The 26,977-nt window shown below is 53.1% G+C and carries 22 protein-coding genes and 5 tRNA genes; 22 read left to right on the top strand and 5 right to left on the bottom strand.

Annotation, left to right across the window (positions count from 1 at the left end; genetic code table 11):
* Positions 1 to 15: 15 nt before the first annotated feature.
* From VN24_RS00895 to VN24_RS00875, 5 genes are all read left to right on the top strand, one after another.
* Positions 16 to 1,326: a sugar ABC transporter substrate-binding protein gene (locus VN24_RS00895; protein WP_045668879.1), complete on the top strand. Its 1,311-nt coding sequence runs from the start codon at positions 16 to 18 to the stop codon at positions 1,324 to 1,326.
* Between the two features lie 165 nt (positions 1,327 to 1,491).
* Positions 1,492 to 2,517 (top strand): LacI family DNA-binding transcriptional regulator, encoded by a 1,026-nt coding sequence (locus tag VN24_RS00890; protein WP_052702718.1) that lies wholly within the window; start codon positions 1,492 to 1,494, stop codon positions 2,515 to 2,517.
* A 232-nt stretch (positions 2,518 to 2,749) separates the two neighbouring features.
* Positions 2,750 to 4,525 carry an alpha-glycosidase gene (locus VN24_RS00885; protein ID WP_045668878.1) on the top strand — a complete coding sequence of 592 codons (1,776 nt, stop codon included), beginning with the start codon at positions 2,750 to 2,752 and terminating at the stop codon, positions 4,523 to 4,525.
* 20 nt (positions 4,526 to 4,545) lie between these two features.
* On the top strand, positions 4,546 to 6,228 hold the full coding sequence (locus VN24_RS00880) for an alpha-amylase family glycosyl hydrolase (protein ID WP_082083545.1): 1,683 nt from the start codon (positions 4,546 to 4,548) through the stop codon (positions 6,226 to 6,228).
* 45 nt (positions 6,229 to 6,273) lie between these two features.
* Positions 6,274 to 6,492: a hypothetical protein gene (locus VN24_RS00875; RefSeq protein WP_045668877.1), complete on the top strand. Its 219-nt coding sequence runs from the start codon at positions 6,274 to 6,276 to the stop codon at positions 6,490 to 6,492.
* Between the two features lie 92 nt (positions 6,493 to 6,584).
* Here VN24_RS00875 and VN24_RS00870 read toward each other — a convergent pair whose 3' ends face one another.
* From VN24_RS00870 to VN24_RS00860, 4 genes are read right to left on the bottom strand one after another with little or no spacing between them, the layout of a single operon-like run.
* Positions 6,585 to 7,223, bottom strand: a complete 639-nt coding sequence (locus VN24_RS00870; RefSeq protein ID WP_238590793.1) for a PHP-associated domain-containing protein — start codon at positions 7,221 to 7,223, stop codon at positions 6,585 to 6,587.
* A 19-nt stretch (positions 7,224 to 7,242) separates the two neighbouring features.
* A complete protein-coding gene (locus VN24_RS28360) occupies positions 7,243 to 7,371 on the bottom strand; it encodes a hypothetical protein (protein WP_274520405.1) in 129 nt (42 codons plus the stop codon).
* Complete coding sequence (locus VN24_RS00865) at positions 7,368 to 8,189, bottom strand: energy-coupling factor transporter transmembrane component T family protein (RefSeq protein WP_045668876.1); 822 nt, start codon at positions 8,187 to 8,189, stop codon at positions 7,368 to 7,370. The genes VN24_RS28360 and VN24_RS00865 overlap by 4 nt, the downstream gene beginning before the upstream one ends.
* Positions 8,149 to 9,363 (bottom strand): ABC transporter ATP-binding protein, encoded by a 1,215-nt coding sequence (locus VN24_RS00860; RefSeq protein WP_052702717.1) that lies wholly within the window; start codon positions 9,361 to 9,363, stop codon positions 8,149 to 8,151. The genes VN24_RS00865 and VN24_RS00860 overlap by 41 nt, the downstream gene beginning before the upstream one ends.
* A gap of 363 nt (positions 9,364 to 9,726) precedes the next feature.
* Here VN24_RS00860 and VN24_RS00855 point away from each other — a divergent pair, with 363 nt between their 5' ends.
* The 9 genes from VN24_RS00855 to VN24_RS00815 all read left to right on the top strand — a co-directional run bounded on the left by VN24_RS00855 (position 9,727) and on the right by VN24_RS00815 (position 15,400).
* Positions 9,727 to 10,731 carry a LacI family DNA-binding transcriptional regulator gene (locus tag VN24_RS00855; protein WP_045668875.1) on the top strand — a complete coding sequence of 335 codons (1,005 nt, stop codon included), beginning with the start codon at positions 9,727 to 9,729 and terminating at the stop codon, positions 10,729 to 10,731.
* 17 nt (positions 10,732 to 10,748) lie between these two features.
* Positions 10,749 to 12,437 carry a glycoside hydrolase family 13 protein gene (locus VN24_RS00850; protein ID WP_045668874.1) on the top strand — a complete coding sequence of 563 codons (1,689 nt, stop codon included), beginning with the start codon at positions 10,749 to 10,751 and terminating at the stop codon, positions 12,435 to 12,437.
* A gap of 97 nt (positions 12,438 to 12,534) precedes the next feature.
* A complete protein-coding gene (locus VN24_RS00845) occupies positions 12,535 to 13,536 on the top strand; it encodes a Gfo/Idh/MocA family protein (RefSeq protein WP_045668873.1) in 1,002 nt (333 codons plus the stop codon).
* A 172-nt stretch (positions 13,537 to 13,708) separates the two neighbouring features.
* A tRNA-Ser gene (locus VN24_RS00840) sits at positions 13,709 to 13,799 on the top strand.
* Positions 13,800 to 13,843: 44 nt separating this feature from the next.
* Positions 13,844 to 13,918, top strand: a tRNA-Glu gene (locus tag VN24_RS00835).
* Positions 13,919 to 13,928: 10 nt separating this feature from the next.
* A tRNA-Thr gene (locus VN24_RS00830) sits at positions 13,929 to 14,001 on the top strand.
* 16 nt (positions 14,002 to 14,017) lie between these two features.
* Positions 14,018 to 14,104, top strand: a tRNA-Leu gene (locus VN24_RS00825).
* Between the two features lie 3 nt (positions 14,105 to 14,107).
* Positions 14,108 to 14,182: transfer RNA gene (locus VN24_RS00820), tRNA-Gly, on the top strand.
* Between the two features lie 291 nt (positions 14,183 to 14,473).
* On the top strand, positions 14,474 to 15,400 hold the full coding sequence (locus tag VN24_RS00815) for a cyclase family protein (protein ID WP_045672834.1): 927 nt from the start codon (positions 14,474 to 14,476) through the stop codon (positions 15,398 to 15,400).
* A 111-nt stretch (positions 15,401 to 15,511) separates the two neighbouring features.
* On the opposite strand, the gene VN24_RS00810 is transcribed toward VN24_RS00815, so the two are convergent.
* The gene (locus VN24_RS00810) at positions 15,512 to 15,934 is read right to left on the bottom strand and encodes a VOC family protein (RefSeq protein ID WP_045668872.1); all 423 of its coding nucleotides are present in this window, start codon (positions 15,932 to 15,934) and stop codon (positions 15,512 to 15,514) included.
* Positions 15,935 to 16,258: 324 nt separating this feature from the next.
* Here VN24_RS00810 and VN24_RS00805 point away from each other — a divergent pair, with 324 nt between their 5' ends.
* From VN24_RS00805 to VN24_RS00770, 8 genes are all read left to right on the top strand, one after another.
* Positions 16,259 to 17,161 (top strand): nucleoside hydrolase, encoded by a 903-nt coding sequence (locus tag VN24_RS00805; RefSeq protein ID WP_045668871.1) that lies wholly within the window; start codon positions 16,259 to 16,261, stop codon positions 17,159 to 17,161.
* Positions 17,162 to 17,184: 23 nt separating this feature from the next.
* Positions 17,185 to 19,002 carry a cache domain-containing sensor histidine kinase gene (locus VN24_RS00800; RefSeq protein ID WP_045668870.1) on the top strand — a complete coding sequence of 606 codons (1,818 nt, stop codon included), beginning with the start codon at positions 17,185 to 17,187 and terminating at the stop codon, positions 19,000 to 19,002.
* Entirely contained in the window at positions 18,995 to 20,578 is a 1,584-nt protein-coding gene (locus VN24_RS00795) for a response regulator transcription factor (RefSeq protein WP_045668869.1), read from the top strand. Before VN24_RS00800 ends, VN24_RS00795 begins: the two co-directional genes overlap by 8 nt.
* 201 nt (positions 20,579 to 20,779) lie before the next feature.
* Positions 20,780 to 21,817: an ABC transporter substrate-binding protein gene (locus VN24_RS00790; protein WP_045668868.1), complete on the top strand. Its 1,038-nt coding sequence runs from the start codon at positions 20,780 to 20,782 to the stop codon at positions 21,815 to 21,817.
* Positions 21,818 to 21,902: 85 nt separating this feature from the next.
* Positions 21,903 to 23,009: an ABC transporter ATP-binding protein gene (locus VN24_RS00785; protein WP_045668867.1), complete on the top strand. Its 1,107-nt coding sequence runs from the start codon at positions 21,903 to 21,905 to the stop codon at positions 23,007 to 23,009.
* The gene (locus tag VN24_RS00780; protein ID WP_045668866.1) at positions 22,990 to 24,684 is read left to right on the top strand and encodes an ABC transporter permease; all 1,695 of its coding nucleotides are present in this window, start codon (positions 22,990 to 22,992) and stop codon (positions 24,682 to 24,684) included. The genes VN24_RS00785 and VN24_RS00780 overlap by 20 nt, the downstream gene beginning before the upstream one ends.
* Positions 24,685 to 24,780: 96 nt before the next feature.
* On the top strand, positions 24,781 to 25,956 hold the full coding sequence (locus tag VN24_RS00775; protein ID WP_045668865.1) for an extracellular solute-binding protein: 1,176 nt from the start codon (positions 24,781 to 24,783) through the stop codon (positions 25,954 to 25,956).
* A 40-nt stretch (positions 25,957 to 25,996) separates the two neighbouring features.
* Positions 25,997 to 26,851: a protein phosphatase 2C domain-containing protein gene (locus VN24_RS00770; RefSeq protein ID WP_238590899.1), complete on the top strand. Its 855-nt coding sequence runs from the start codon at positions 25,997 to 25,999 to the stop codon at positions 26,849 to 26,851.
* The last annotated feature ends 126 nt before the right edge of the window (positions 26,852 to 26,977 follow it).

Below are 26,977 nucleotides of genomic sequence, written 5' to 3'. Positions count from 1 at the left end.
GGAGCTATGTATCCAATGAAAAAGAAACTTGGACTGTTAGCGTTAACCGCCGTCATGGCATTATCGATGACTGCCTGCGGCAGCAAAAGCAGCGAAAACGAAAGCGGAAACGCTCAAACCGGAAGCAGCAATACGGCTGCTAACGAACAGACTGCGGAAAACGCGACAGACGAACTCAAACCGGAACCGGGTGCCGAGCTGACCCTCTGGACGAAAAAGGACGACTTTGTCGTCCAATCGATTGCCGAATTTGAAAAAAAATATAACGTCAAAGTAAAACTGGAAGATGTGTTCTACACGGAGACGGTAGACCGGCTGAAAACCGACGGTCCGGCAGGTCTTGGGGCGGATTTGATCGTATTCGGACATGACCGTCTTGGAGATGCGGTGAAATCGGGGATCGTTCTTCCGAACGATTATTTCGAGGAGGATGCGAAGGCGTCCAATATTAAGACGGCCGTAGATGCACTCACTTACGACGGCATCATGTACGGATATCCTCAATATTTGTACACGTACGCTTTGTACGTAAACGACGATCTGGTGAAGGGCGCCAAGCTGGACACGTGGGACGAAGTGAAGGCCGTCGCAAAGCCACTTACCGATGTTAAAAACAATAAATACGGTTTTATGTTCGAGGGAACCGGAGCTTCGCTGTTCTTTGATTACTCCTTTATGGCCGGGTACGGCGGTTACGTCTTCGGCAAGGAAGGGACGGATAAGAACGATGTCGGCGTTAACAATGAAGGCGCCGTAAAAGGAATGGAATTTTTCCGCTCGATCAAGGACATCCTGCCGCTCAAGCTGACCGATCTTACACGGGACGTCAAGGACGGGCTGTGGCAGGACGGCAAAGTGGCAATCAATATGGATGGCAGCTGGAACATGGGTCCGGCCAAAAAACTGCCGTTTAAAGTACGAGTCGTGCCTTTGCCGGTTATGACGGAAGGAAAAAGCCCGGTCGCTTTTGCCGGCGTGAGCGGCTACTTTGTGACGGCATATACGAAATACCCGAACGCGGCGAAACTGTTTGCGCATTTTATGACGACCAAAGAAGCGCAAATCAAAAATTACCAGGTTACCGGCGTCATTCCGGTCGCCAGCGGCATGGATGAAACGAACGAGGTTTTCAAAGACGATCCGATGATGCAGGGCTTTATGAAGCAGATTAAAAACACGCAGCATATGCCGAGTATTCCGGAAATGAATTACTTCTGGGAAAGCATGACGCCGGCGCTTGAGCAAATTTGGAACGGCGCTGATATTAAAGCAACGCTTGATAAAGCGGCGGAAAAAATGAAAACCAACATAGCCGCAAGCAAGTAAAGACGGGCTAATAGCAGCGTAATTGTCGGCCATTCGGCGTTTATCCGGGTGGCCTGTTTATTTACTACAACAATGAATATCCGCGACCCGACAGAATGCGCTATAATTAATAAAGCGTAAAAATTTTCTTACATGGGATTCATTAGGTTCTGGAGGACGCGTATTATGAGCACGATTCAAGATGTAGCAAAGCATGCCGGCATTTCAATCGCCACCGTGTCAAGGGCATTGAACAATCCGGACAAGGTGAGCACGGAAACAAGGGAACGGGTCATGGAAGCGGTCCGCCAGCTGGAATATTATCCGAATGAAAAAGCAAAGCTGTTAAGCTCCAAAACGAAGGAGATTTCGGTCGGCATCATTATTCCGTATATCTCGTCCTATTACTTCGGAGAGCTGTACAAAGGAATTAGCCGGACGGCAAAAGCGCAAAATGTCCGCATCGTGCTTCACGAGCTGCACGACGAAAGCGGGGAGCAGTCGCTGATGGATGCATTAACGTTTTGCAAGCAGCAAGGGGTCTCCGGGATATTGCTGTCCAGCCAGTTCGTGGAAAAGGATTACGATCTGGCGATCAGCCGTTTGAAGCTTCCGGTTGTTCTCGTTCTTGCCCATCATGAAAGCGCCATGCTCCCGGCTTTCAAAATCGACGATATTAAAGCTTCTTTCGATGCGGTAAGCTACCTTGTGACGCGCGGCCATAAACGGATCGGCATCATCTCCGGTTCGCTTTCGAACCCGGTGGTAGGGGAGCCGCGGTACATCGGCGCCAAAAACGCGATCGATTTCTACCAGCTTCCATTTCATGACAAACAGCTGGTGAGCGGCGGAATCCGTTTCGAGGACGGCTATAAAGCGATGAACGAACTGCTCGCGGCGAGGGACATAACCGGGATTACGGCCGTATTTACCGCAACGGACGAGCTGGCGTTCGGCGCCATGAAACGAGTCCGCGATGCGGGGCTTCGAGTGCCGGAAGATATTTCGGTGATCGGCTTCGACAATTTATCCATTTCCGGTATGTTCAGTCCGGGACTTACAACCGTATCGCAGCCTTTTGCCGACATTGGAGTCGAAGGGGTCAATCATCTGATTCAGGCGATCAAGAACCCCGCGGAAATGAAGCCGGGAACGTACTACTTGCCCTACAACATTGTGGAGAGAGAATCCGTAGCGCAAACGTCCGACTAAGGACCCCCATTGCTCTTAAGCGGTCAGCCGCGCTCCGGCTTCGTTTTTCTTTACGGGAAAATGATTTCTTGATATGATTTAGAAAGTCGGTCAATCGGCCGCTTTGAAAACTTGAAGGCAATGCTATCTGCAAAGGTACAACCTCTGAACGTTTGTTTCGGAGGATTGTGCCTTTTTTTTCATGTCAAAGCGATTTGCCCAAACAGTTGAACAGTTAGGAGTGTGTTTAGAGATGTTGAAAGAAGCTTTGCTGCATATTGCCGACCATCCGTTCGCTTTCGCCGTAGGTGATCATGAGCTTAAAGTGAGACTGCGCATGAAAAAAGGAGACGCTATCCGGTGCAGCATTTTACACGGTGACCGGTATCAGTCCGAAGGGCTGGAAAGCGCAATGGAAATATCCAAAGTCGCTTGGGACGATCTGTATGACTATTTCGAAGGCGTTATTGTAAGCCCGACCAAACGTGTACGCTATCTGTTTCATCTGACGGGCAGCGACGGGCAGCATCTCTGGTACGGGGAAAAGGGCATTGCCGCGAACCGCGAAGGGGCGGGATTTTTTCAGTTCGCTTATATTGCGAAGCAGGATCGGTTCGTCATTCCCGACTGGGTTCATGACGGGATCGTGTATCAAATTTTTCCCGAACGCTTCCGCAACGGCGACTCGTCCAACGATTCCGAAGGCACGCTCGAATGGAACGAGCCGCTGACCGATTGGAACGTTTATTACGGAGGAGATTTGGCCGGAATCATCGACAAGCTATCGTATCTGGACGAGCTCGGTGTGAACGTCATTTTTATGACTCCGCTATTTGCGTCGACCTCCAACCATAAATACAACACGACCGACTATTACCGCATCGATCCTCAGTTTGGCGATATTCAAACGGCGAAGCTTCTCGTTGCCGAGGCACACCGCAGAGGAATGAAGGTTATTTTCGATGCCGTCTTCAATCACTGCGGCGATACGTTCTTTGCGTTTCAGGACGTACTGGCAAACGGCGGCAGCTCCAAATACGCCGACTGGTTTTTTATCGACGAATTTCCTGTTCAGCAGCAGCCGAAAGTCAATTATGAGACGTTTGCCAACAATATCGCCAACATGCCGAAGCTTAACACGAGTCACCCGGAAGTACGGGAATATTTGCTGAATATCGCCCGTTACTGGATTGAGGAGGCGGGTATCGACGGTTGGCGGCTGGATGTGGCCAACGAGGTGGATCACGATTTCTGGCGGGCATTCCGCAAAGTGGTAAAAGCAGCGAATCCTGAAGCGGTCATTATCGGGGAAGTTTGGAACGACTCCAGGGCGTGGCTGCGGGGAGACCAGTTCGACGGCGTCATGAACTACTTGTTCAAGGAAGCGCTGATCGATTTTTTTGCCAAACAAAACATCGGCGTCCGCTCCTTCAACAGCCGGCTTACCCATTCGCGCATGATTTATGCCGATCAGGCCAATGCCGCGATGTTTAATTTGATCGACAGCCACGATACGGAACGGTTTATAACCTCCTGCGCGAAGGGCGGGATGGGGTGGAACGTCGGACTTCATACGCTGGAGAGGATGAAGCTGGCCGCATTTTTCCAATTGACGTACATCGGCATGCCGATGATTTATTACGGCGACGAGGTCGGGATGGACGGAGAAAACGACCCTTACTGCCGCAAACCGATGGTCTGGGACGAGAGTTTACAGAACCGGGAGCTGTTCGAACATTACCAAACGATCATCAAACTGCGCAAATCGCATCCGGAGCTGAGAAGAGGCCATTTTGAAACATGGGTGGAAGACGAGCTGCGCAATGTGTACGGTTATATCCGAAAATGGGGGGATGAGGTTGCCGGCATGCTGATCAACAACAGTCCGCGCGAGCAGGAAGTGAACGTTTCTTTCTTCTGGAAAGCGGATGGCGGCACGGCGGTCGAGCTGTTAAGCGGGCAGCAGATTAACGTGGCCGGCGACATGACGGTTAGTCTAGCGCCTTATGGATATATGGTATTTAAGTAGAAAAGGTGGAGCAGAAGACATTGAACAACTATCGGATAATTACACTGCTTGTTCTGGCGCTGCTGTTTGCGGCGACCGGCTGCAGCGATGAGACGCAACAAGCGGAGCAACCCGCCCAGAAGGCGGAGAAGTCGGGACAAGCTGAAAAGAACGGCGAGACGACTGCAACCGCCGAACACACAGGCAGTCAGAAGCGGGACATTGAAATCGATGAACAGCCGTCCACGGTCTACTATGAAATTTTCGTCCGTTCTTTCTATGATTCGAATGGGGATGGGATCGGCGATTTGCGCGGCGTCATCGAGAAGCTGGATTACTTGAATGACGGCGATCCGAATACGGATACCGATCTGGGTATCGGAGGCATTTGGCTGATGCCGGTCAATCCTTCCCCGAGTTATCACGGTTATGATATAACGGATTTTTACGGGATCGACTCCGAATACGGGACGGTTGAAGATTTCGGGCGTTTAATCGAAGAGGCGCACCGGCGCGGCATAAAAGTGATCATGGATATGGTTTTCAACCATACAAGCTTGGAGCATCCCTGGTTCGCCGATTCCCGAAATCCGGACAGCAAGTACCGTTCATGGTATTACTGGATGAACAAGGAAGAGGACACAGGCGGCGCGGCAAGCGCTGCGGGCAGCGGGGACGCGTGGCATACGCTGGGCGGCGGCAAGTATTTGGGTATTTTCTCCGATCATATGCCGGATCTGAATTACGATAACCCGGAAGTGAGACAGGAAATGATCCGGATCGGCAAGTTCTGGCTGGAAAAAGGTGTGGACGGATTTCGCCTGGATGCGGCCAAACATATTTATATCGACACGAAAGATGACGTTACCGCCAAAGAGAAGCTGGACAAAAACATCGCCTGGTGGAACGAATTCAGGGAGGCGATGAACGAGGTTAACCCGGGTGCATACATCGTCGGCGAAATGATGGATAAATCACCGGCGATTATCGCTCCGTATTTGCAGCCTTTTGATTCCGGGTTTAACTTTGGGCTAGCCGAACAATTGGTCAATATGGCGAAGCTGGAGCAGAGCGCCGATTTGGGCTTTACGTTGAAAAGGACCTACGATTTGTTTGCCAGGATGTCCGATCCGACGTTCGTCGATGCTCCATTCCTCACGAATCATGATCAGACGAGGGCGATGAGCACCTTGTACGGAAATGTGGAGCGCGCGAAATCAGCCGCCTCCCTGCTGCTGTCGCTGCCCGGCAACCCGTTTATTTATTACGGCGAGGAGATCGGAATGCAGGGCATGAAGCCGGATGAATTTGTGCGGGAGCCGATGGTTTGGTATGACAAAGCAAAAGCGGGACAGACGAGCTGGGAACCTTCCAAATTCAATCTCGAAACCCCTTCCGTTGAACGTCAATTAAACGATCCCCAGTCGCTGCTGAGCCATTACCGCAAATGGATCGGGGTGCGGAACAAGTTGAAAGCACTGCGTGACGGCGGTATGGAAGAGTATGAGAGCGATAATATGAAACTTACCGCATTTATCAGAGCGACGAATGATGAGCGCGTGCTCGTCGTACACAATACAACAGGTGATGAACAAAAGCTGACGCTCGCGATCCCGAACGAGTTTGCGCGAGTTATCATGTCAACAAAGAACGGCAGCGAATTGGCCGATGGCGGTAAAGTGCTGGTGCTTCCTTCTTATAGCTCCGTCATTTTGGGGCGTTAACGGGGCTGTTTCATAAGCGTTCGCATGAAAGAGCGCGTCCCAAATATGACGAAAAAGGACCTCCAGTTCATCGCCGGCAAAGCAGCGGAGTCGGTGAACTGGAGGTCCTTCGTCGCTAAATCTGCAACGACGGTGCAGGTTTTATCGGCCGAAAACGCATGTCTGGAGGGAAAACCTGCGATGGTGCAGGCTTTTTCGACCGGAAATGCTTGTCTGGAGGGAATGCCTGCGATTGTGCAGGAATTCCTGGCTCTTATGGCCTGAACGTGAGATGGGATGGACAAAAAAAGCATTTTTGCAGGAATTTTAACATTTTCGATCAATAACAAGAAAAAAGATGTACGAACGCAGGCTTTTCACTTATTACCTCTGCGAGCAGAGGTAATGCAGCGTTCGAACGGCGGTACGATGGTGGCGGATAGCTTCTTGACCATTTTCGCCGCCTTCACTTTCGTTCGCAGGCATGGGGACACCCGCCGAATATAACGTCCGTCGGACACAGCCGCTCTCAGCTCGCCGATCGTGCGCACGTCATCATTCAGCTCGTTCCATACACTGCCGTATTGCAGGCTTTGATGGGTATCGCTGCCGGCTACAATCGGTTTGCCAAGCCCGGCTGCAAAGGGAACGAGTCTGTCCATATAGGCGTCTTCGCCTGCGGCATACAAATCTTTGGCGTTCAGATCGTCGAGCCGGGCCAGCAGCGGAGCTTCCAAGGGGTGGAGCGGAGTGCTGACGCGGAACGGGTGCGCCCCGATTCGAAGCAATCCGCGGTCCTCGGTCGCGTCGAGCAATGACTTGAACGGAATGAAGTTTTCCTCTTCGGTGTGCTCCTCCAGCTCGGCACGAACTGAGCGAATCTCTTCGCGACGGCCGATCAGCAGAATATGGCCGGTCTCCGCAATGTCGACCTCTATGCCGGGAAAGACGCGGAAACCGTCGATCTTGTAGAAATCTTCCTCATAAGGAAAGGCCGCATCCAATGCGTCATACATATCATGAAAGCGCAGCGTATTAAAGTTCCGTAAGCGCCAGCGCCTGCAGCCCGTTCTCTCGGGCTTCGGCAATCATGTCTTTAAAGTAGTCAAGGGAAAAAGGGACAGATTTGGTCAGTTTGCCGTGGGTGTGAAAATCGAAATTCATGGTAGCATTCCTCCAATCCATAATACAGCCGCTACATAAACGGCCGAGCAAGCGATAAATGCCCCGTCGCGCCGGCTGAAGCGCAAGTAAGAGAGCTTCAGGCGCTTCACCTCAGCCCGGTTAAACGCGTAAGTGAAGCCGCGCGTCTCGAGGGCCTCTACAGTCGTGCGGGCGCGCTTCGCCGTGCTCAAAAAGAGCGGGTAGAAGCATAAAATCGAAATCTTTATAAAGTAATAGATCGATCGCCAATATAAAAAGCCGTTTTTGCCCGGCGACCGGCCGCGCAGCCGGAACGAAAGGAAGAGATGATGATATTCTTCCAGTAGTGTGGGCAGAATCCGGTAACCGTAAGCGATGCTGAACGAGACGTGACCCGGCAAGCCGAGACTGAGCAGGCCGTCGCTTAACCGTTCCGGATCCAAACTTGAGAAAACGGTGATGCTGGCGAGCGAAATGACCGACAGCTTCATCGTAAGCACCAGCAGCGGCAGCGCCCCTTCGAGAGATCCGCCGAAAAAGAGCGTAAAGACGAACAAATATCCGACTTGGCTGACAAGGCCGAAGATCAAAATGACGATGATCAGCGGACTGACGCGCGACATGACCGTCGTTACAGTCATTAGCGCAAGCAAGCCGAACAAGATCCATTCGTTAAAGATGAACCAGGGGGCGATGGCAAAAAACAAATACCACAGGATCAGCGTACGAGGATCAAGCCGGGCCAGAAATGTATGTCCGTTCCCATAAGCGGTGTTCAGCAGCTCAATCTTGATCTGTTCAACCGATATTTTGTTCAGAAAGCTTCGGACCAGTTCCAACGGTACGCTCCTCTCCGGGCACAAGAGTGTAATTGTGCCTCTGAATGAATTCTGCAAATGTATATGCCGGCGGAACGAGGTTGAGACGATGGCTTAACTCGAGCATCTGCGGCGGCACTAAACCGGCTCTGCGCATCAGCGCCATGTCAAGGAACACGTCGTCGCGGTCGCCGTCTCTTGCGATACGCCCTTGGTGCATGACGACGATACGGTCCGCCCATTCGGCGACCAGCTGCATGTCGTGTGAAGCCATAACGACCGTCTCGACGTAGCCATCCAGCCATTGCAGCATCCGCTGAACCTCGCGGCGCGCCGCCATGTCCAGGTTCGAGGTTGGTTCATCGAGCAGCAGCACTGCCGGGCGCATTGCCGCTCCAATCGCGAGCGACGCCTTTCGCTGCTGCCCGCCGCTCAGGAGCCGCCCGTCGCGGTGCTGCAGATGGGTCAGTTCGAACCGTTCCAGTACTTCGTCGACGCGCATTTCCACGTCCGGTACGCCCCGCGCCTTCAAGAAGTAGGAGATATCCTTGCGGATCGTATCGTCGATGAACATGGCTTCCGGATTCTGATAGATGAAAGAAACCGTGTCGCTCAACTTCTCGGGCCAGACCGAACGCGTATCCGTGCCTTTTACGAATACCGCTCCGCTTTTGGGCCGGGTGATGCCCGTCATTAATTTCATCAGCGTCGACTTTCCGGCACCGTTGTTGCCGACCAGCGCGATCCGTTCGCCGGCTTGCAAGCTGAGCGTGATGTCCTGCAGCACCGGTTTGAACTTCCGGTTTACAGTCTGAAACGCATGGGATACGCTGCGGAACTCGACGGTTGTCTTTGCAAAGCCGTCATTGCTAGATGAACTCAGCGACGAAGGCGGTGCCGGTTCCCTCTTGTCCGCAATAGCTGCCGACCCGAATGCGTCCGCAGCCTCTTCCATCCGAATCGGATAAAGACCTTCCGTACCGACCGTTATGCCGAGCGACGCCGCGGCTTGTGTGACCGGCGGCGGAAAGATGCCCCGCGCCGTCAACGCCTCGACGTCGGACAACGCTTCACGCGTCGGCCGCTTCCACAGCAGCCGCCCGCCGTCCATCAGGGCGACGGTTCCGCAATAGTCCGCAATGAACTCGGTATGATGCTCAATGACGATAATCGTTTTGCCGTAGACCTCGTTCAAGTCCCTCAGAAGAATCTGATTCTCAGCGTCGGCAAGCGTGAAAAGGAAGCAACCGTGCAGAGGCTTGAGAGGCTAAGCGGACTCCGTCGGAAGTACGGATCTCTTTTGCCGCGTTAACTCTGAACATCGATGCATACGACAGGCAAACCGTTAGGAGCCGGCTCCAATATTCAAACGATGAAGCTTTCAAGCCTGCTGATCATATACGGCTGGAAGCTTCTTTTTCTGCCCCTACCTATATTCACGATAACATTGTTCATTGTTAATGATTGACAGCAAATATACCTCTGATATAATGAGGGTAACCGGTTACGGTAACCGCTTACGTTTTTGATCTCAATGGCCAGAGAGGAAAAAACAACGATGAACCCCACGATAAGAGATGTTGCAAAAAGAGCCAATGTTTCCGTTGCTACCGTTTCCCGGATCCTGAATAATTTAACGGGCTATTCGGACAAGACGAAACAGAAGGTGCTGCAGACGATTGAAGAAATGGGCTATCAGCCGAATGCCATTGCGCGCAGCTTGAACAATAAGCGCACGCAGACAATCGGCGTCCTGTTTCCGCTCGTTTCCAGCGAGTTTTCTTCGGAAATTTTGTATGGGATCGAGAATTACGCTCATGACAACAATTACAGCGTATTGGTGTGCAATACCGAGATTGACGGTACCCGGACCCTGAAATATTTGCAGCTGCTCCGGGAGAAACAAATTGACGGCGTCATTTTTGCAAGTGAGACGTTGAAAGATGAATATTACAGCGCACTGCAATCGGCACAAATTCCGGTCGTGCTTGTCGCTTCACAATCGGAGCGGCCCGATGTCCCGTATGTGAAAGTCGATGACAAGCAGGCCGCCTACGATGCGACCCGATATTTGATCGAGCGGGGGCATCGGGATATCGCCATGATCAGCGGAACGAAAGGAGATCCGATCGCAGGGACGACCCGCTTCGAAGGTTATCTTCTCGCGCTGCACGATCATGGTATCGAATATGACGATGAGCTGGTACGGTACGGCGATTTTCTTTATGAGAGCGGTTGCGAAGCGATGAAATCACTGCTGCAGATCAAACGGCCGCTAACAGCCGTATTTGCCGCCAGTGATGAAATGGCGATCGGAGCAATCACGGAGGCGAGCCGGCACGGGATGCGGGTGCCGGATGACATTTCTATTATCGGGTACGACAACTTGAGGCTTTCCAGCATGTTGATTCCGGCATTGACGACGGTTCATCAGCCGCTCAATGAAATGGGCCGAATCGCTGCCGAGAAGCTCATTACGATGGTTGAAACCGGAGAAGCCGTACCAAGCAGCATTGTGCCGCATGCAATTATGGAAAGACAAACGGTAAAGAATGTCATTTAACGGCGAGGAGAAGACCGATGAACAAAATATGGTGGAAGGAAAGCGTCGTCTATCAAATCTATCCCCGCAGCTTCATGGACAGCAACGGGGACGGAATCGGCGATATTCAAGGCATCATTTCAAAGCTTGATTACTTAAAAGAGTTGGGAGTCGACGTCATTTGGCTGTGCCCGGTTTATGAGTCGCCTAATGATGATAACGGTTACGATATCAGCAACTACCAAACGATTATGGACGATTTCGGAACGCTTGCCGATTGGGAAGCTCTGCTTGACGGGCTGCACGGACGCGGAATGAAATTGATTATGGATCTTGTCGTGAATCACAGCTCCGATGAGCACGCCTGGTTTGCCGAAGCGAAAACGTCCAAGGATAACCGTTATCGCGATTATTATATTTGGCGTCCGGGACAAGGCGGCCGGGAGCCGAACGACTGGGGCTCCTTCTTCAGCGGCTCCGCCTGGCAGTATGAAGAACAAACGGACGAATACTACCTGCATCTGTTCTCCAAAAAACAGCCCGATCTGAACTGGGAAAATCAGGATCTTCGCCAGGAAATATATAAGATGATGACATGGTGGCTCGATAAAGGCATCGACGGCTTCCGGATGGATGTCATTAACCTGATATCGAAAGATCAAGAGCTTCCGAGTGTCGGCGACGGCAGCTCCGGTTCCTACCACTTCGGAGGACAATATTTCATGAACGGCCCCCGCGTCCACGAGTATCTTCAAGAAATGAACCGGGAAGTGCTGTCCAAGTACGATATCATGACAGTTGGCGAAGCGATCGGCGTGACACCCGAAGATGCGGCATTGTACGTAGGTGAGGACCGCAATGAATTGAACATGGTGTTTCATTTCGAACTGATGGATGTCGACTCCGGTCCGGGCGGCAAATGGGACGTAAAGCCGTGGAACCTGGCCGACTTTAAACGGATCATCTCGAAATGGCAAACCGGGCTGCACGGCAAAGGCTGGAACAGCTTATATCTCAACAACCACGATCAGCCGCGCATGCTGTCCCGATTTGGAAACGATTCCACGTACCATAAGCAGTCGGCTAAAATGCTGGGGACGCTGCTTCATACGCTGCAGGGAACGCCATATATTTACCAGGGCGAAGAACTCGGCATGACGAACGTTCAATTCAATTCGATTCTGGAGTACAAAGATATTGAAACGCTGAATATGTACAACGAATATATCGCTGCCGGACATGACGAACAAGTGATCATGAAATCAATCTACAGCAAGGGCCGGGATAACGGGCGCACGCCGATGCAGTGGAATGACGGGCCGCATGCCGGCTTTACGACCGGAAGCCCCTGGATCGCCGTCAATCCGAACTATACGACGATTAATGCCGAGCAGGCGCTGAACGATCCGGATTCCATTTTTCATTATTACAAAAAATTGATCCGTCTTCGGAAGGAACATAACGTAACCGTTTACGCTGATTATCGCCCGCTTATGGAGGACGACCATCACGTCTTTGCTTACGTGCGGACGCTCGGAAATGAGCAGCTGCTTGTCGTTCTCAACTTTTTTGAAACGCCGGCAGATTTTACGCTGGAAGAGTCCGTCCAATATGAAACGAAACAGTTATTAATCAGCAATTATGAAGTGGCAGACGACGATGACATACGTCAAATTGCACTCCGGCCGTATGAAGCCCGAGTATATAAATTGCATGGGATTCACTGAAATTGATTTGTAAGGGATTAATACAATGGACTGTAGTGCGCTGAAATGGGTTATGCGTTATAGTGGATGTATTCTGGAGCGGGAGGCGCATACAAAAATGATCCGAATCGGGTTACTCAGCTTCTGGCATGTCCATGCGAAAGATTACGCCGAGGAAGCGTTGAAACACCCGGATACCGAAATTGCCGCCGTCTGGGACGAGGATCCTGAGCGCGGGCGCCGTGAAGCGGAAAGACGCGGCGTTCCTTATTATGCCGAGCTTGAAGAGCTATTTGCAAGCGATCGCATCGATGCGGTAATTGTAACGACCTCGACAAGCGTCCATCACGAGGTGATGATCAAAGCGGCAAGGGCAGGCAAGCATATTTTTACCGAAAAGGTAGTCGCGGCTACCGCGCATGAAGCCGGCGAAATTATCGCGGCTGCAGACGAAGCGAATGTGGCGCTGACCGTGTCGCTGCCCCGCCTGTATGAAGGCTACACCCGGACGATTCAATCGATGCTGGAAAAAGGGCTGCTTGGCGATTTGACGCTTGTCCGCGTCCGCCTGTCGCACAATGGAGCAACGGCCGGCTGGCTGCCGGAGCACTTTTTCAACCCGGCTGAAAGCGGGGGAGGAGCGATGATCGATCTCGGCTGCCATCCGATGTATTTGACGCGATTGTTTCTCGGTAAGCCGGCCCGCGTCCAAGCAGCCTACGGGTATGTTACCGGACGAGAAGCGGAAGACAATGCGGTGGCCGTGCTGCAGTATGACAACGGCGCGATCGGAATTGTGGAGGCCGGTTTCGTTAACGCGCATTCACCTTTTTCGATTGAAGTTCACGGGAAAGACGGCACTCTTTTGTTCAGCACGCACGACAACCAACTGATGTTCAGAAGCTCAAGGCAAACCGGCACGGGTCAACCGGAATGGAGCGTGATCGACAAGCTCCCGAACGTTCCCGGCGCGTTTCAGATTTGGGTGACTCATATTAAGGAAGGGACCCGGGCCGACGAAAATATTCGTCTCGCCGCTGATCTCACATCGTTGATGGAAGCGTCCAATCGGTCCGCGAAAGAAGGACGAACCGTTGCGTTGTCCGAATTGCAGCCGTAAGCGGCCGGACGTGCAACCTGATTTTAAAGCCCTTGATGTTGCCATTTTTAATATCAATTTCAAGGGCTTTAAAATTTACAAATTTTTAGTATTGCATTATTGGTATGGAGTATGTTATTCTATTCTTCGTTGTCACGGAAAAATATTAGCTGCAGCTGATTATGATAGATATGGAGAGCTGTCCGAGTGGTCGAAGGAGCACGATTGGAAATCGTGTATACGTTAACCGCGTATCGAGGGTTCGAATCCCTCGCTCTCCGCCATTCATTTCATCATTCGGGTGAAATGAATCCTGAAAGTCCATCGCGGCCCGTTGGTCAAGGGGTTAAGACACCTCCCTTTCACGGAGGTAACAGGGGTTCGAATCCCCTACGGGTCACCATTCAACTTTTGCCGCTGTAGCTCAATTGGTAGAGCAACTGACTTGTAATCAGTAGGTTGGGGGTTCAAGTCCTCTCGGCGGCACTGTAACTTCATACTTGCGGTCATGGCGGAATTGGCAGACGCGCTAGATTCAGGTTCTAGTGTCAGCAATGACGTGGAGGTTCAAGTCCTCTTGACCGCACCATCTGCGGAAGTGGCTCAGCGGTAGAGCATCGCCTTGCCAAGGCGAGGGTCGCGGGTTCGATTCCCGTCTTCCGCTCCATATGTTCACATCAAACTCTTTGCGCTCAGCGAAGAGTTTTTTTGTTATATCGAATATAGTAACATGAAAAAAAGAGTGGAGCTTGATGGACGCAAGGAGGAATGAAGCGTGGATACGCCTCTTCAGCTGTTCAGTCAGCTTTGCCGCCGTTTCGGACTTCCCCGTCCCCCGCAGTCCAATCCGGTTCATTTTTTCCGATGGATAGATTCGGAATATCCGTATGAAAACCATTCATATTCGATTTACTATAAATGTGAATCATGCATTAACTTTGGAAAGGGAGAATCGGTTATGACAGACATTACGTCAGTTAAGGATAAGCGGGTACAATTCGATTTCGAAGTGGATTTTTCCAATGGAGGGGGAATTCAAGGACAAGGCTTTCGACTTGACATCGACGGCGATGATATCCCGGACCGCGAGTTAGCGGACTACATCATCAGAGATCTGCGCCTGCTTATGGTGGAAGAGGTGCGGATTCTTAACAAACAGATTATCCAAGAACGCCATAAGCGCAAGGCGACAACCGCAAGCTCAACCGGGCAACGACCGAACCTGATTGATCTCAGCCACACGATTGTGAGCGGTATGGAAACTTATCCGGGCTTTCCGAAACCGCAAGTCTCCGATTATCTGAGCTATGAGGCTTCTGAAGGGCGTTACGCACCCGGAGTGACCTTTCATATTGGACGAGTCGATATGGTTGCCAACTCGGGTACCGCAATTGACAGCCCTGCTCACCGATTTGCCGGGAAGGCGGACGTTGCCGGATTGCCTATCGATTCGGTCGCCGATCTTGATGGCGTTGTCATCCGTCTCGAAGGGATGAAGGGGAGGGCAATTTCACGGCAAGCACTTGCTGCATGTAATGTCCGCGACCGTGCTGTTCTTATCGAGACAGGACATGGGAAATTGTGGGGTACGCCTGCTTATTTTGAGGAACACCCGTATCTTACCCGAGATGCTGCGGAATATTTACGTGAAGAGGGAGCCCATCTCGTCGCACTGGATAGTCTTAACATCGATGACACCCGCGATCCGCATCGTCCCGTTCATTCGATTTTGCTTGAAGCAGGAATTCCGATCGTGGAGAACCTGTGCAACTTGGAGCAACTCCCGGCGGAAGGGTTCCGATTCTCTGCGGTGCCGATGAAGCTTCAAGGTATGAGCGCTTTCCCTGTTCGCGCGTGGGCTAAAGTAACCTCTGCCGTCGACTAGTTCGCTTCCGTAAATGGAATGAACAATGACTAAAGGCTGGTCAACACAAAAACCTTGCGCCGATTGGCGCAAGGTTCTCAAATAGCCGGACGTATTCACTCTTGATATGCGTTACCATTCCCCGGTGCCGAGATTAAACTGCCAAATGATGCCGAATTTATCGGTCACACTGCCGTATAACGGGCTCCAGAACGTTTCTTGCAGCTCCATGCCTACCGTGCCGCCGTCAGCGAGTTTATTAAAGGCGGATTCAATTTCGTCCTTGTTGTCGGTTACGATCGAAAGGCTGATGTTGTTTCCTGCTGTGAAAGGCATGCCGGGAAAAACATCCGAAAACATCACATTGCTGCCGCTAATGGTAAGACGCGTGTGCATAATTAAACCCTTTGCTTCTTCCGGGAGCGGAAACTCCGGATGCGGCGGCGCTTCACCAAAGGTCATCATTTTCGGTTCCCCGGCTTCAAACACTTGCGCGTAATACTCCACCGCTTCGCGACAGTTCCCATTAAAATTAAGATAAACATCAACCGACATGTTTTTCACTCCTCTATATTCGTTAAATAGAGCGTGTTCCGATTCATAGTGTATCATGTTAACTCTGCACAATCAAAGCTCACAGCAACTTTTACAATACTCAATTTTTTCGTAAAAAATTATTCATACAATTAACGATCGACACGAATTCGGGCTTGCCTGCAAAAAATAATGTAAACATTTTTCACAAAATTTGATACTATCTTTACATTGCACAAGCCGCAAGGAAGATCATCGGCAGCTGCGATGACCTTCCTTGCGGTCATGATGAAGGCGGATATAGCCGCCGCATGACTATTTCGCAAGAGAAAAGAGGATCTGATTATGAGCCGTTTAATTATCGATACCGATATCGGCAGCGATATCGATGACGCCATGGCGATTGCACTGGCGATGAAATCCCCCGAGCTGATTCTGGAAGGCGTCACGACCGTTTACGGCGATGCCGATCTGCGCGCTCGGATGGTGGCGAAGATGCTGCAGCTCGGAAAGCGGGAAGAAGTGAAGGTTTACGCGGGGCTGGATCGGCCGTTGCTCGGCAACCGGGACATTTGGATGGCCGGACACGAGGGGGAAGGGCTGCTTGAAGAAGGCGAAGAGCTGCCGTATGAAGACCGTCACGCCGTCGATTTCATCATTGAAACGGTAATGTCCAATCCAGGCGAGATTACGCTCGTTCCGATCGGCCCGCTCACGAACATTGCCGCCTGTCTTATTCGCGAGCCGCGGGTGGCGCAATATGTAAAAGAAATCATTTTGATGGGCGGCGTTACGAGACTGGGCCCGGGCGGGGCCGACATGAGGGTCGTGGAACACAACATTGTGTGTGATCCGGAAGCGGCATCTGTCGTATTCCGGAGCGGCGCGCCGATTGTCATGGTCGGACTCGACGTTACGCTGCAGGTCGTCATTACCGATGAGGAACGCAGACAGCTGCAGGCGACGGGTGATCCGCTGAACGCCGCTTTGGCGCGGCAGATGGAGCGCTGGTTCGCATTTGTTAAAGAGAAACATACGTTTATGCATGATCCGCTTACCGTCTCTCTGCTTCTCGACCGCTCACTCGTGAAGACGAAAAAAATGAAGGTTACGGTCGAATACGACCATCGTCCGCAAACGGGTCAGACATTGGCGGTAAGTGCCGAGGACGGCAACGTGGACGTTTGTCTGGAAGTGGAAAGCGGGCGGTTTCTGGACTTGCTGATGAACCGGTTGACGGGAAAATAAAGCCGGCCGGGAAGGGGAGCACCATGGGGAAGCTTGCATCTGATCTGAAAAGAAGGGCACTCGGCATCAATCTGAGGACCAAGCTGGTCGTGCTGTTTTTGGCCCTCGCCGTCGTTCCGATCTCCGTCCTCGGCACGTTCTCCTACGACAAAGCGTCGAGCGTCGTTCAGTCCCAGGTATGCCGGACGATATTGGAAAGTTTGTCGCAGGTGAACAACAGCCTGAACTATTTTGTGCAGGATGTCGAGCAGCTGACGATGTACGCGTACCGGAGCGACGAAATTCAATCCGTTCTCTCGAAGCCGGGCAATCGTCCTGTCGCCGAGAAATATGCGGACAAGCAAAAGGTGAACGGTCTGCTGGACACCTTTCTCGGTTTCAAGGATTGGGACATTAACATTTATTTGATCGGCAGCAATGGCGACCGGTATTTTACCGGCGGTCTGCTGCCCGGCGGCTACGACGATTACAACCCGAACTGGGGGCTGTTCCGCAAGATGAAGCTCGCAGGAGGAAATATCGTCTGGGATACCCGCTACAGCATGAAGAAGACCGACGATTACGGCATCGTGCTCAGCAGCGGCCGCATGCTCAAAAACATCGCCAGCGATAAGCCGCTTGGGTTTGTGGTCGTCGATATCGACGAATCCGCGCTTGCCGACAAATATAACAAGGCCGAACTGCAGCCGGGCAGCCAAATGCTGCTGCTTGACCGCAACGGGTACATCATATCCGGCCCTTCGAAGCAGCATGTGGGGACAAAACTCGCGGAGCCGTATACCGAGCGGCTTCTGGAAAAGAACAAAGGCTTTTTCCAAGTGAAACAAGCCGGCGGCAGCAAGGCGATGGTCATCTTCGATACGTCGGAAACATCGGGCTTCAAGCTTGTCTCCATTGTCCCGGTGTCGGAGCTGACAAAGGCCAGCGCAAGCATCCGCAATTTGACCTTGCTTGTCGTTGCGGCGGCGATTCTCGTCTCGGTGCTGCTCGCTTACCTGTTGTCCGACAACATAACCAGTCCGCTGCGCAAGCTGAAGTCGCTCATGAAACAGGTCGAGAACGGGAATTTGGACGTCGCTTTCCACTCCAGATACAACGATGAGGTGGGGCAGCTTGGAAGCGGCTTTAACCGGATGATCCACCGGCTGAAGGAGCTGCTGCTTGAAATATCGGTCAAGCAGCGAATGCTGCAGCAATCCGAGATGAAGGCGATCCAGGCGCAGTTCAATCCGCATTTTTTGTACAATGCGCTCGATTCGATCAACTGGATGGCCCGGATCCATAAGCTGGATCCGATCAGTAAAATTGTCGTCGCACTGGGGGAACTGCTGCGCTTCAGCATCCGTAAGGACCGGAGCATGATTCCGATCCGCGAGGATATCGGGCAAATCCGCAATTATCTGCTCATCCTGAAAATGAGATACGGAGACAAGTTCGAGGCGGCGATCGATATCGATCCGGATCTGGAGCCGTTATATTCCCCGAAGCTGCTGCTGCAGCCGATCGTGGAAAATGCGATTACGCATGGGCTGGAGCCGAAAGCCGGCAAAGGTCATCTGTCGATCGATGGCCGAATAACCGGAAACCGGGTTGTCTTTGAGGTCGCAGACGACGGGATCGGTTTTGCCGAAGCCCTTTCACCCGATACCGCCGGTCTTAAGCGCCTTGCGTCCTCCGGTTCTTCTCATACCGGAATCGGACTTGAGAATGTGCGCAAACGGTTGGAGGTGCATTTCAAATCGGAGCAGCGCCTCGACATCCGCAGCGTGCCTGGCGAAGGCACGGTCGTGCGCGTTGAATTTCCCATCATGAAAAGCCTGGAGGAAATACCCGATGTATAAAGTATTTTTGGCCGAAGACGAATGGATGGTGCGCGAAGGCATCAAACAGACGATTCCGTGGGAAGAGCTCGGGTGCCGGGTAATCGGGGAAGCGTCGGACGGGCTGTCCGCGCTGGAGGGAGTCATGACCGAGGAACCCGATATTTTGTTGACGGATATCCGGATGCCGGCTCTGGACGGCATTCAGCTGGCCGAGCGGGTCAGCGCAGAGAAACCGGGCATCCGTTTTTTGTTTCTGACGGGATTCGATGACTTCTCTTATGCGCAAAAAGCGGTCAGGCTCGGCGCATCCGACTTTCTGCTGAAGCCGGTCGATCCGGATGAGCTGATTCGGGTGATCCGGACCGTTACCCGGGCGTTGGATGAGGAGAGACGTCACACCGAAGCGGTGGAGCGGCTGGAAGGACTCGTACGCTCGGATCGGCCGCTTGTGCTGGAGAAGCTGCTTGCCGACGTCATGCTCGGCCGGGCGGTTGAAGGCGAAGAAGATCGGCTCGCAAGAGTCGTCACGGCTTGCAATCCGACGTTCGGCAGCTACAGGCTGGCACTGCTGCATAACGGAACCGAAGGCGGAGACATCAACGCCGCGCTTATTGCCGGCACTTACCCGGAGATCGAGGCGGTTACCTCGCTGCCGGTCGTTCGCTTGTACGACAACACCGCTGCGCTGCTGCTTGACCTCAAGGGCGGGCGCGATAAGCTGGCACTGGCGCTGGAATGCTTGCGGGAAAGGCTGCTTGCCGCAGCCGGCTGCGACTGCTACATCAGAATAGGCAAGCCGGAGCAAACGTTAGCCCGGCTTGGCGCGGCGTTCGGCGACACGCTTCAGCTGCTGTATCCGGCGCCGTTTCAATCCAAAGACCCGGTCGTGTGGCTGGAGGACGCCGCTCCAGCGGATGCCGTCTTCAGCGAAGGCGGCGAGGATGAACTGAAGGAAATGATCGAACGGGTGAAATGGGGGACGGAGGATTCCATAACGGGAGAGCTGCAGCGCTGGCACGACCGGATAAATCTTCGTTATAAAGGCAGTCCGTTTGAAGCCGGAAGACGGTTTTACCGGCTCAACGTGCTTCTGTACTTATCGCTGGCGGGCGAAGGCGAGCTGCAGCAGATCGTCCGGGAAACCGAAGCGGAACGGGCGCTTTGGCAAAGCGGCGATTCGCTGCAAAGCTGGATGAAGCGGTGGGGCGAGGTGCTGGCCGAATGGAACAGGCGGCTTGGAGAGCGTTCGCAGCCGGGGCGGCCAAGCGGAATCGAAGAAGCCGCCCGTTATATCGACGAGCATTATGCGGTTATTACGCTTCAGAGCATTGCGGAGCGTTATCATATGAGCGAAAGCTATTTCAGCCGTTTGTTTAAACGGGAGGCGGGCATCAGCTTTGTCGAATACTTGACGAATGTGCGGATGCAGCGGGCGAAAGAGCTGCTGGCCAACCCGAAGCTGAAGATGTACGAAGTCGGCAATCAGGTCGGGTACCAGGACGCGCGCTATTTCAGTCAAATTTTCCGCAAATGCACCGGCGAAACGCCGTCCGACTTCCGGAAAAGAATGGGCATTCCAACTGCGCTTCTCTAGCGGCCGCGATGAGCGGCCGGCCAGAGCTTCGTTCCCAAGCGGGAATGAGGCTCTTTTTTTTAAGACGGCTGCCGCCCAATATCCTCTTTGGACAAAAATTCAAACAAAAGCGAAATTTCCTCGCATTGAGGGATGACGGCACGGAATCTACAATGATGATGTGAGATAAAATGACGTGTATATAAGGGAGAGGGACGAGTGATGAGACTGAAGTTGGCTGGGATGGCAAGTTTGCTTGCATTGACGACTGCGCTTGCGGGCTGCGGAGCAAGCGATTCGGGAAGCGGCGATTCCGCACAGGGCGGCAAAAAAGAGAAACTGACGCTCTACACGCCAAACGGCGCTGAAATCAACAACCCGATCATCAAGGAGTTTCAGGACCGGACAGGCATTGAGGTGGAAATGATCTCAGGCGGCACCGGCGACCTGCTCAAGCGGGTACAGGCGGAAGCTTCCTCGCCTCAGGGCGACGTATTCTGGGCCGGCGGAGCGGATTCGCTGGAAGCCTACAGCAAATATTTCGAGCCGTACCGCACGGCCGAATACGACAGCTTGCTTCCTCAATATACGGATAAGAACGATATCTATACACCGTTTGCGGCGCTGCCGATGATCATCATGTATAACAAGGATCTGGTAAAAGCGGGCGAAGAGCCGAAAGGCTGGGCCGATTTGACCGATCCGAAATGGAAGGGCAAGATCGCGTACGCGGATCCTTCCAAATCGGGTTCCTCCTTTACGCAGCTGGCGACGTTTCTTACGGCGTTTGGCAAAGAAGACGGCAAAGGATGGGAATTCGTCAAGAAGTTCTATCAAAATCTCGACGGCAAAATATTGTCCGGCTCCGGTCTCGTCTATAAATCGGTTGCCGACAAGGAATTCGCGCTCGGCGTGACGATGGAAGAAGCGGCGGAACGATATATTATGGGCGGCGCCAACGTCGGCATCATCTATCCTTCCGAAGGAACGTCTTCCGTTCCGGATGCGGCCGCGTTGATCAAGGGAGCGAAACACCCGGATGCGGCCAAGAAGTTCATTGATTTTCTGGTCGGCAAAGACGTGCAGGAGCTGATCGGCAAAGAGTTCAACCGCCGTTCGGTGCGTAAGGACGCGACCCCGCTGCAGGGCTTGCCGCAATCGGATGAAATAAAGCTGCTCGATTACGATTTCGCCTGGGCCGCATCCAACAAAACCGATATTATTGGCCGCTTCCAGAACATTGTGACGGGAGTCGAGTAAGAGAGGACAAACGAACGAAGACTTGCCCTGTTCTTCACCTGAGCAGGGCAGCGTCATTTATGGATTTCGACCGGAGGGATGGTTCATGTCTGCAATCGTTTTTGATCATGTGAACAAATATTTCGGAAATGCCAGAGCGGTAGACGATGCGCATTTCAAGATCGAAGAAGGGGAATTTTTTACGCTGCTCGGGCCGAGCGGCTGCGGAAAAACGACGCTGCTGCGCACCATTGCCGGGTTTTACCGCCAGGAGGAAGGCAATCTTTATTTCGGTTCCGACATCATCAACGATGTGCCTACCCACGAGCGCAACATTGGAATGGTATTTCAAAATTACGCGATTTTTCCGCATATGACCGTATTTGAAAATGTGTGCTACGGCTTGAAAGCGCGCAAAGTGCCGAAGGACGAGATGAGGGCCCGTGCGCTTGAAGCGCTGGAAATGGTGGAGCTTAGCCACTTGAAAGACCGCGTCCCGTCCAATATGAGCGGCGGCCAGCAGCAGCGGATCGCGCTTGCGCGGGCGATCGTCATCCGTCCGGGACTGCTGCTGATGGATGAGCCGCTCTCCAACCTCGATGCCAAGCTGCGTGTCAAGATGCGTTCGGATATCCGCCGCGTGCAGAAGGAGCTTAACATTACGACCGTCTATGTGACGCACGATCAGGAAGAGGCGCTTGCCGTTTCCGACCGGATTGCCGTATTAAACGAGGGCAGAATCCAGCAGATTGCAACGCCCGCGGAAATTTACGCCTACCCGCAAAACCGGTTTGTCGCCAATTTTATCGGAACGTCCAATTTCATTACGGTCTCGGTGCAGATGTCCGGCAATGAGGCGGGCGAAGCGCGGGTCGGGGTGCTAGGTACGGAGGTAACGCTGCCGCTTGCAAGAGCCTACAGCGGTGAAGGCGTGCTCTCGCTGCGCCCGGAATGGATCAAGCTGTCGACAGACCGCCCGGCAGGGCCTTCTCTGACCGGAACGGTGGAGACGGTTACTTATCTCGGTGAGAAAACGGTATATGATGTCCGTCTTTCCGCCGACACGACGATTCAAGTGCAGGAGCATGCACTGGAGCCGGACCAGGCAAAGCACAGCGGCCAGATGATCTATATCGACTTGCGGCTGGAGAAGGCGACGCTGTTTGACGGCAGCGGCGAGGAGGTGCTCTACCGTGCAAAATCCAGCCGTTGAAGCCCGGCGGCCCAGCAGGCTTTCCTTTCTTGGACTTGGAAGGGGCAAGCGTGATTTTTGGTCATGGGTGACGCTGATCTCCTTTTTGTTCTGGATCGCTTTCGTCGTCTATCCGTTGTTCTCGCTGCTTTTCAACAGCTTCTTCAACGCGGAGGGCAAGCTGACGCTGGCCAACTACGCCCATTTTTTCAAGCTGAAATATTATTATATGGCACTGTGGAACAGCGTTAAAATATCGGCATTGACGACGGTGTTTTCGGTTTTGATCGGCGTCCCGCTCGCATACGCGGTTACCCGTTACAACATCCCGTTCAAAGGCGCGATTCGTATTCTCGTTATTATGTCGCTCCTGTCGCCGCCGTTCATCGGGGCTTACTCCTGGATCTTGATGCTTGGGAACAACGGATTCATCACCCGTTTTCTGCATGAATTCGGCATCCCGTTCCAATCCGTTTACGGCTGGAAGGGTATTGTGTTCGTCTTCACGCTTCAGCTGTACCCGCATATTTTCCTATATGTTTCCGGGGCGCTGAGAACGATCGATACATCGCTTGAAGAAGCGGCCGAAAGCTTGGGGCGCTCTTCATTCCACCGGTTCCTGACCATCACGCTGCCGCTTATTTTTCCGACGCTTTCGGCCGGGGCACTGATGGTGTTCATGACATCGTTCGCCGATTTCGGCACGCCGATGCTGCTCGGACAAGGCTTCAAGACGCTGCCGATTCTCGCTTACGAGCAGTTCATCAGCGAAACGGGCGGCAATCCGGCCATGGCCAGCACGCTCAGCGTCATTCTCATCACCTGTTCAACGCTCATTTTGTTCGGACAGAGATATCTCGTATCCCGCAAAACGTACACGATGAGCGGGATGCGCACGCCGAAGGAGCAGCAGCTTAAGGCGCTGCCGCGCATTGTTGTAACCTGTGCGGTGCTGGTTGTCGCCTTCGTATCCGTCATTCCGCAGATCACCGTTTTCGTCACGTCATTCCTGAAGACGAAGGGGCCGGTATTTCATTCCGGTTTCAGCCTGGATAGCTACAGGGAAGTGCTGTACCGCGTACCGAAGGCGATCATGAACACGTACGGCTTATCGCTTGTCTCCATCGTCATTATGATTGTAATGGGCATGCTCGTCTCGTACGTATTGGTTCGCCGCAAATCGAAGCTGAGCGCGCTGCTTGACGGGTTGCTCATGGTTCCTTATGTCATGCCGGGCACCGTGCTCGGGATCAGCCTCATTATCGCGTTCAACAAGCCGCCGCTTGTCCTGACCGGAACTTGGATTATTCTTGTCGTCGCGTACGTCGTCCGCAAGCTTCCTTATACGATCCGTTCGAGTACGGCGATATTGTATCAGCTAGATAAAAGCGTGGAGGAAGCTTCGATCAGTCTCGGCGTTCCGCCGATGAAAACCTTTTTCAAGACAACCGGCAGATTGATGGCTCCGGGCGTATTGTCCGGCGGCATACTGAGCTGGATTACGTCGATCAATGAGCTGAGCTCCACGCTTGTACTCTATGTCGGTGCGACGGCAACCATTTCGGTTACGATTTACAGTGAAGTGTTTACGTCCAGCTACGGGACGGCTGCGGCACTCGCTTCCATACTGACGCTTTCGACGCTTGTGTCCCTCTTGATCGCCAACAAATTGGGCGGAAAAGGACTGCAGCTTTAGAAAGCGGCCTTCTCCATTGCGGACGTCTTCGGTTATGATAGGAAGCGTAACGTTGAGAAGACGCGCCGTTTAAAGGGATGTTTGGAGGATACGATCATGAAGCGGATCATACGGTTTGGCATCGTGCTGACGCTGCTCGGCGCGGGAGCGACGGGCATCGTCTTGACGCAGAATAACAACGGTGATGACCGTGCGTCAGAGCCGCTCAATCCCGCTGCCATTACGCTGTGGGTATACAGCGGCGGCTGGCAGGAGTACGCCGATGCATACAACAAAGATCATCCGGACGTGGAAGTAAACATCCGCAAATTTTCTTCCTACGAACAATTGCTGGTGGAGCTGCTCGCGTCCATATCGGCCGGCGATGCCCCCGAGATTGCCGAAGTCGACAGCCGGTTCGGCATCTCCCAGCTGGCTCAGAGCGGGCAAGCGATCGCCGTCGAAAACGGAAGGGCGGACCACTCACAGATATCGCTGCTGGAGCGGACATTCAGGGACGCCTTCGGCTTCAGCGGGCAAATATGGGCGGCTCCGGTTGGGGGTGCGCTTCCGATGATCTATTACCGGGAAGAAGTACGCACCTATGCCGGAATCGGCGCAGCCGATTTCCAGGATTGGCATGAGCTTACGGATGCAAGTACGCATGAAAGCCAGATGACGGAAAAAAAGTACGGCAAAGGGGGCGCGGCAATTGCCGTTGACGCCGACATTCCCTGGTATGCGGTCAACATGTCCGCTTCCGCGGAGTCGCCTGGCACAAACGGGATGTTCGCGGAACTGTGGACAAGATGGACGCAGGAAGCCGGAATGATGGAGCCGCTTCAGCACGAAAAAGCGGTCAGCGATTTTATTAACGGCAAGGCGCAGGTGCTGATCGCATCATCGGAGAAATTGGGTATGATCGAGAAATATATCGGCGGGAAATTCGCTTATCATATGCAGCGGTTTCCGCAGGTGGAACAAACGGGCGTCATTCCCGACGTCCACGCATTGATGCTGTTTTCCTCCGAGCCGGCCAAACAGGAAGCGGCGCGCAGCTTCGCGGGGTATATGCAGGGAGCCGAGGCCCAGAAGCTTGTGTGGACGAACTCGAGTCTAATCCCCGCCCGCCCGGATATTACCCAGTCGCTGACGGCCTCGGACGAGAGAAGCCGGTTGATTTTGGACTCGGTACGGCTGTTTGTCTCCCAAATGCCTTCGCCGGACGATCAATCGCAGTGGCAGAAGATGAACGACGTTTTTATCCGGATGGAGCTGGACGGACGGAGGTAAAGAGCGACATTAAAATGAAATGGAGGCAGCTTAATTGAAAGTGGAGACGATATCGCTGCAGGGAACGGGCGAGTGGAACGAGGACGCCTTTGTCGCCGAAGAGCGGCTCGGGATGTACGGGGTACTTGATGGAGCAACCTCGCTGCGTCCATACCGCGGAGACGGGGGCGAAACGGGCGGCTATCTGGCATCGCATGGGATCAAGCATTATTTTGAGTCGCTCGAACCGGCCGAAGCAGCCCAAAAAGAGCTGGCGGAGCTGGCCGTAGAAGCGAACGAGTTTCTCGGACGCAAAATGGCCGAAGCGGGCATTGACCTCACCGATAAAACGTCCCTGTGGACAAGCTGTTTGGCCATCGTTCGCATTCATGACAAATATATCGAATACGTGCAGGCGGGCGACTGCATGATCATCGCTTTTTATACGGACGGAAACATCAGAGTGCTGACCCGCGATCAGGTGGAAGCGATCGACAAGCGCTCCATGAAAGCGTGGCAGGACGGCGCCAGTCAAGGCATCACATCGCGCGAGCAGCTGTGGGAGAAGGTCAAGCCGACGATTTTGCAAAACAAATACGGCATGAATACGCTCGACGGCTACTCCGTGCTGAGCGGCGAACCCGAGCTTGCCGAGCTGCTGGAATATGGCCGGATCAACCGGATTCGGCTGCGGTCGCTGCTCATGATAACGGACGGTCTTTTTTTGCCGAGAGAAAAGGACGATGCCCCTCGCAGCGAGATGGAGCTTCTTGGCCGCCGGATCGAGGAAGACGGGCTGTCCGCTTACGCGCACTGGCTGCTCGAAACCGAGCGGCAGGACCCCGAATGCCGGAAGTATCCCCGCTTCAAAGTGTCGGACGACAAAACGGGCATTTATATCGATTTCGGCCAATAAGATCGTTTTTATTTTAACGTTATAAATTTACGGCAATACGGCAACGGCCCCTCTTTTGAGGGGCCGTTCTGAATTTGATCCGTACTATTGCATATTCACTTCCCGCACATAAAGAATGCGACTGTC

Source organism: Paenibacillus beijingensis (assembly GCF_000961095.1).
GTDB lineage: Bacteria > Bacillota > Bacilli > Paenibacillales > Paenibacillaceae > Paenibacillus_O > Paenibacillus_O beijingensis.
Note: the sequence above shows the minus strand (reverse complement) of the source record. Positions and strands in the feature narration are given on the sequence as shown.

Bases quoted from the DNA above. Each gene is read 5' to 3' on its own strand.
- VN24_RS00800 (WP_045668870.1), top strand. From the start codon at position 17,185: ATGGGGAAGCTTGCATCTGATCTGAAAAGAAGGGCACTCGGCATCAAT.
- VN24_RS00850 (WP_045668874.1), top strand. From the start codon at position 10,749: ATGAACAAAATATGGTGGAAGGAAAGCGTCGTCTATCAAATCTATCCC.
- VN24_RS00895 (WP_045668879.1), top strand. From the start codon at position 16: ATGAAAAAGAAACTTGGACTGTTAGCGTTAACCGCCGTCATGGCATTA.
- VN24_RS00810 (WP_045668872.1), bottom strand. From the start codon at position 15,934: ATGTCGGTTGATGTTTATCTTAATTTTAATGGGAACTGTCGCGAAGCG.
- VN24_RS28360 (WP_274520405.1), bottom strand. From the start codon at position 7,371: ATGAATTTCGATTTTCACACCCACGGCAAACTGACCAAATCTGTCCCT.
- VN24_RS00870 (WP_238590793.1), bottom strand. From the start codon at position 7,223: ATGTATGACGCATTGGATGCGGCCTTTCCTTATGAGGAAGATTTCTAC.
- VN24_RS00875 (WP_045668877.1), top strand. From the start codon at position 6,274: ATGACGAAAAAGGACCTCCAGTTCATCGCCGGCAAAGCAGCGGAGTCG.
- VN24_RS00785 (WP_045668867.1), top strand. From the start codon at position 21,903: ATGTCTGCAATCGTTTTTGATCATGTGAACAAATATTTCGGAAATGCC.
- VN24_RS00885 (WP_045668878.1), top strand. From the start codon at position 2,750: ATGTTGAAAGAAGCTTTGCTGCATATTGCCGACCATCCGTTCGCTTTC.
- VN24_RS00775 (WP_045668865.1), top strand. From the start codon at position 24,781: ATGAAGCGGATCATACGGTTTGGCATCGTGCTGACGCTGCTCGGCGCG.
- VN24_RS00805 (WP_045668871.1), top strand. From the start codon at position 16,259: ATGAGCCGTTTAATTATCGATACCGATATCGGCAGCGATATCGATGAC.
- VN24_RS00845 (WP_045668873.1), top strand. From the start codon at position 12,535: ATGATCCGAATCGGGTTACTCAGCTTCTGGCATGTCCATGCGAAAGAT.
- VN24_RS00795 (WP_045668869.1), top strand. From the start codon at position 18,995: ATGTATAAAGTATTTTTGGCCGAAGACGAATGGATGGTGCGCGAAGGC.
- VN24_RS00855 (WP_045668875.1), top strand. From the start codon at position 9,727: ATGAACCCCACGATAAGAGATGTTGCAAAAAGAGCCAATGTTTCCGTT.
- VN24_RS00790 (WP_045668868.1), top strand. From the start codon at position 20,780: ATGAGACTGAAGTTGGCTGGGATGGCAAGTTTGCTTGCATTGACGACT.
- VN24_RS00815 (WP_045672834.1), top strand. From the start codon at position 14,474: ATGACAGACATTACGTCAGTTAAGGATAAGCGGGTACAATTCGATTTC.
- VN24_RS00890 (WP_052702718.1), top strand. From the start codon at position 1,492: ATGAGCACGATTCAAGATGTAGCAAAGCATGCCGGCATTTCAATCGCC.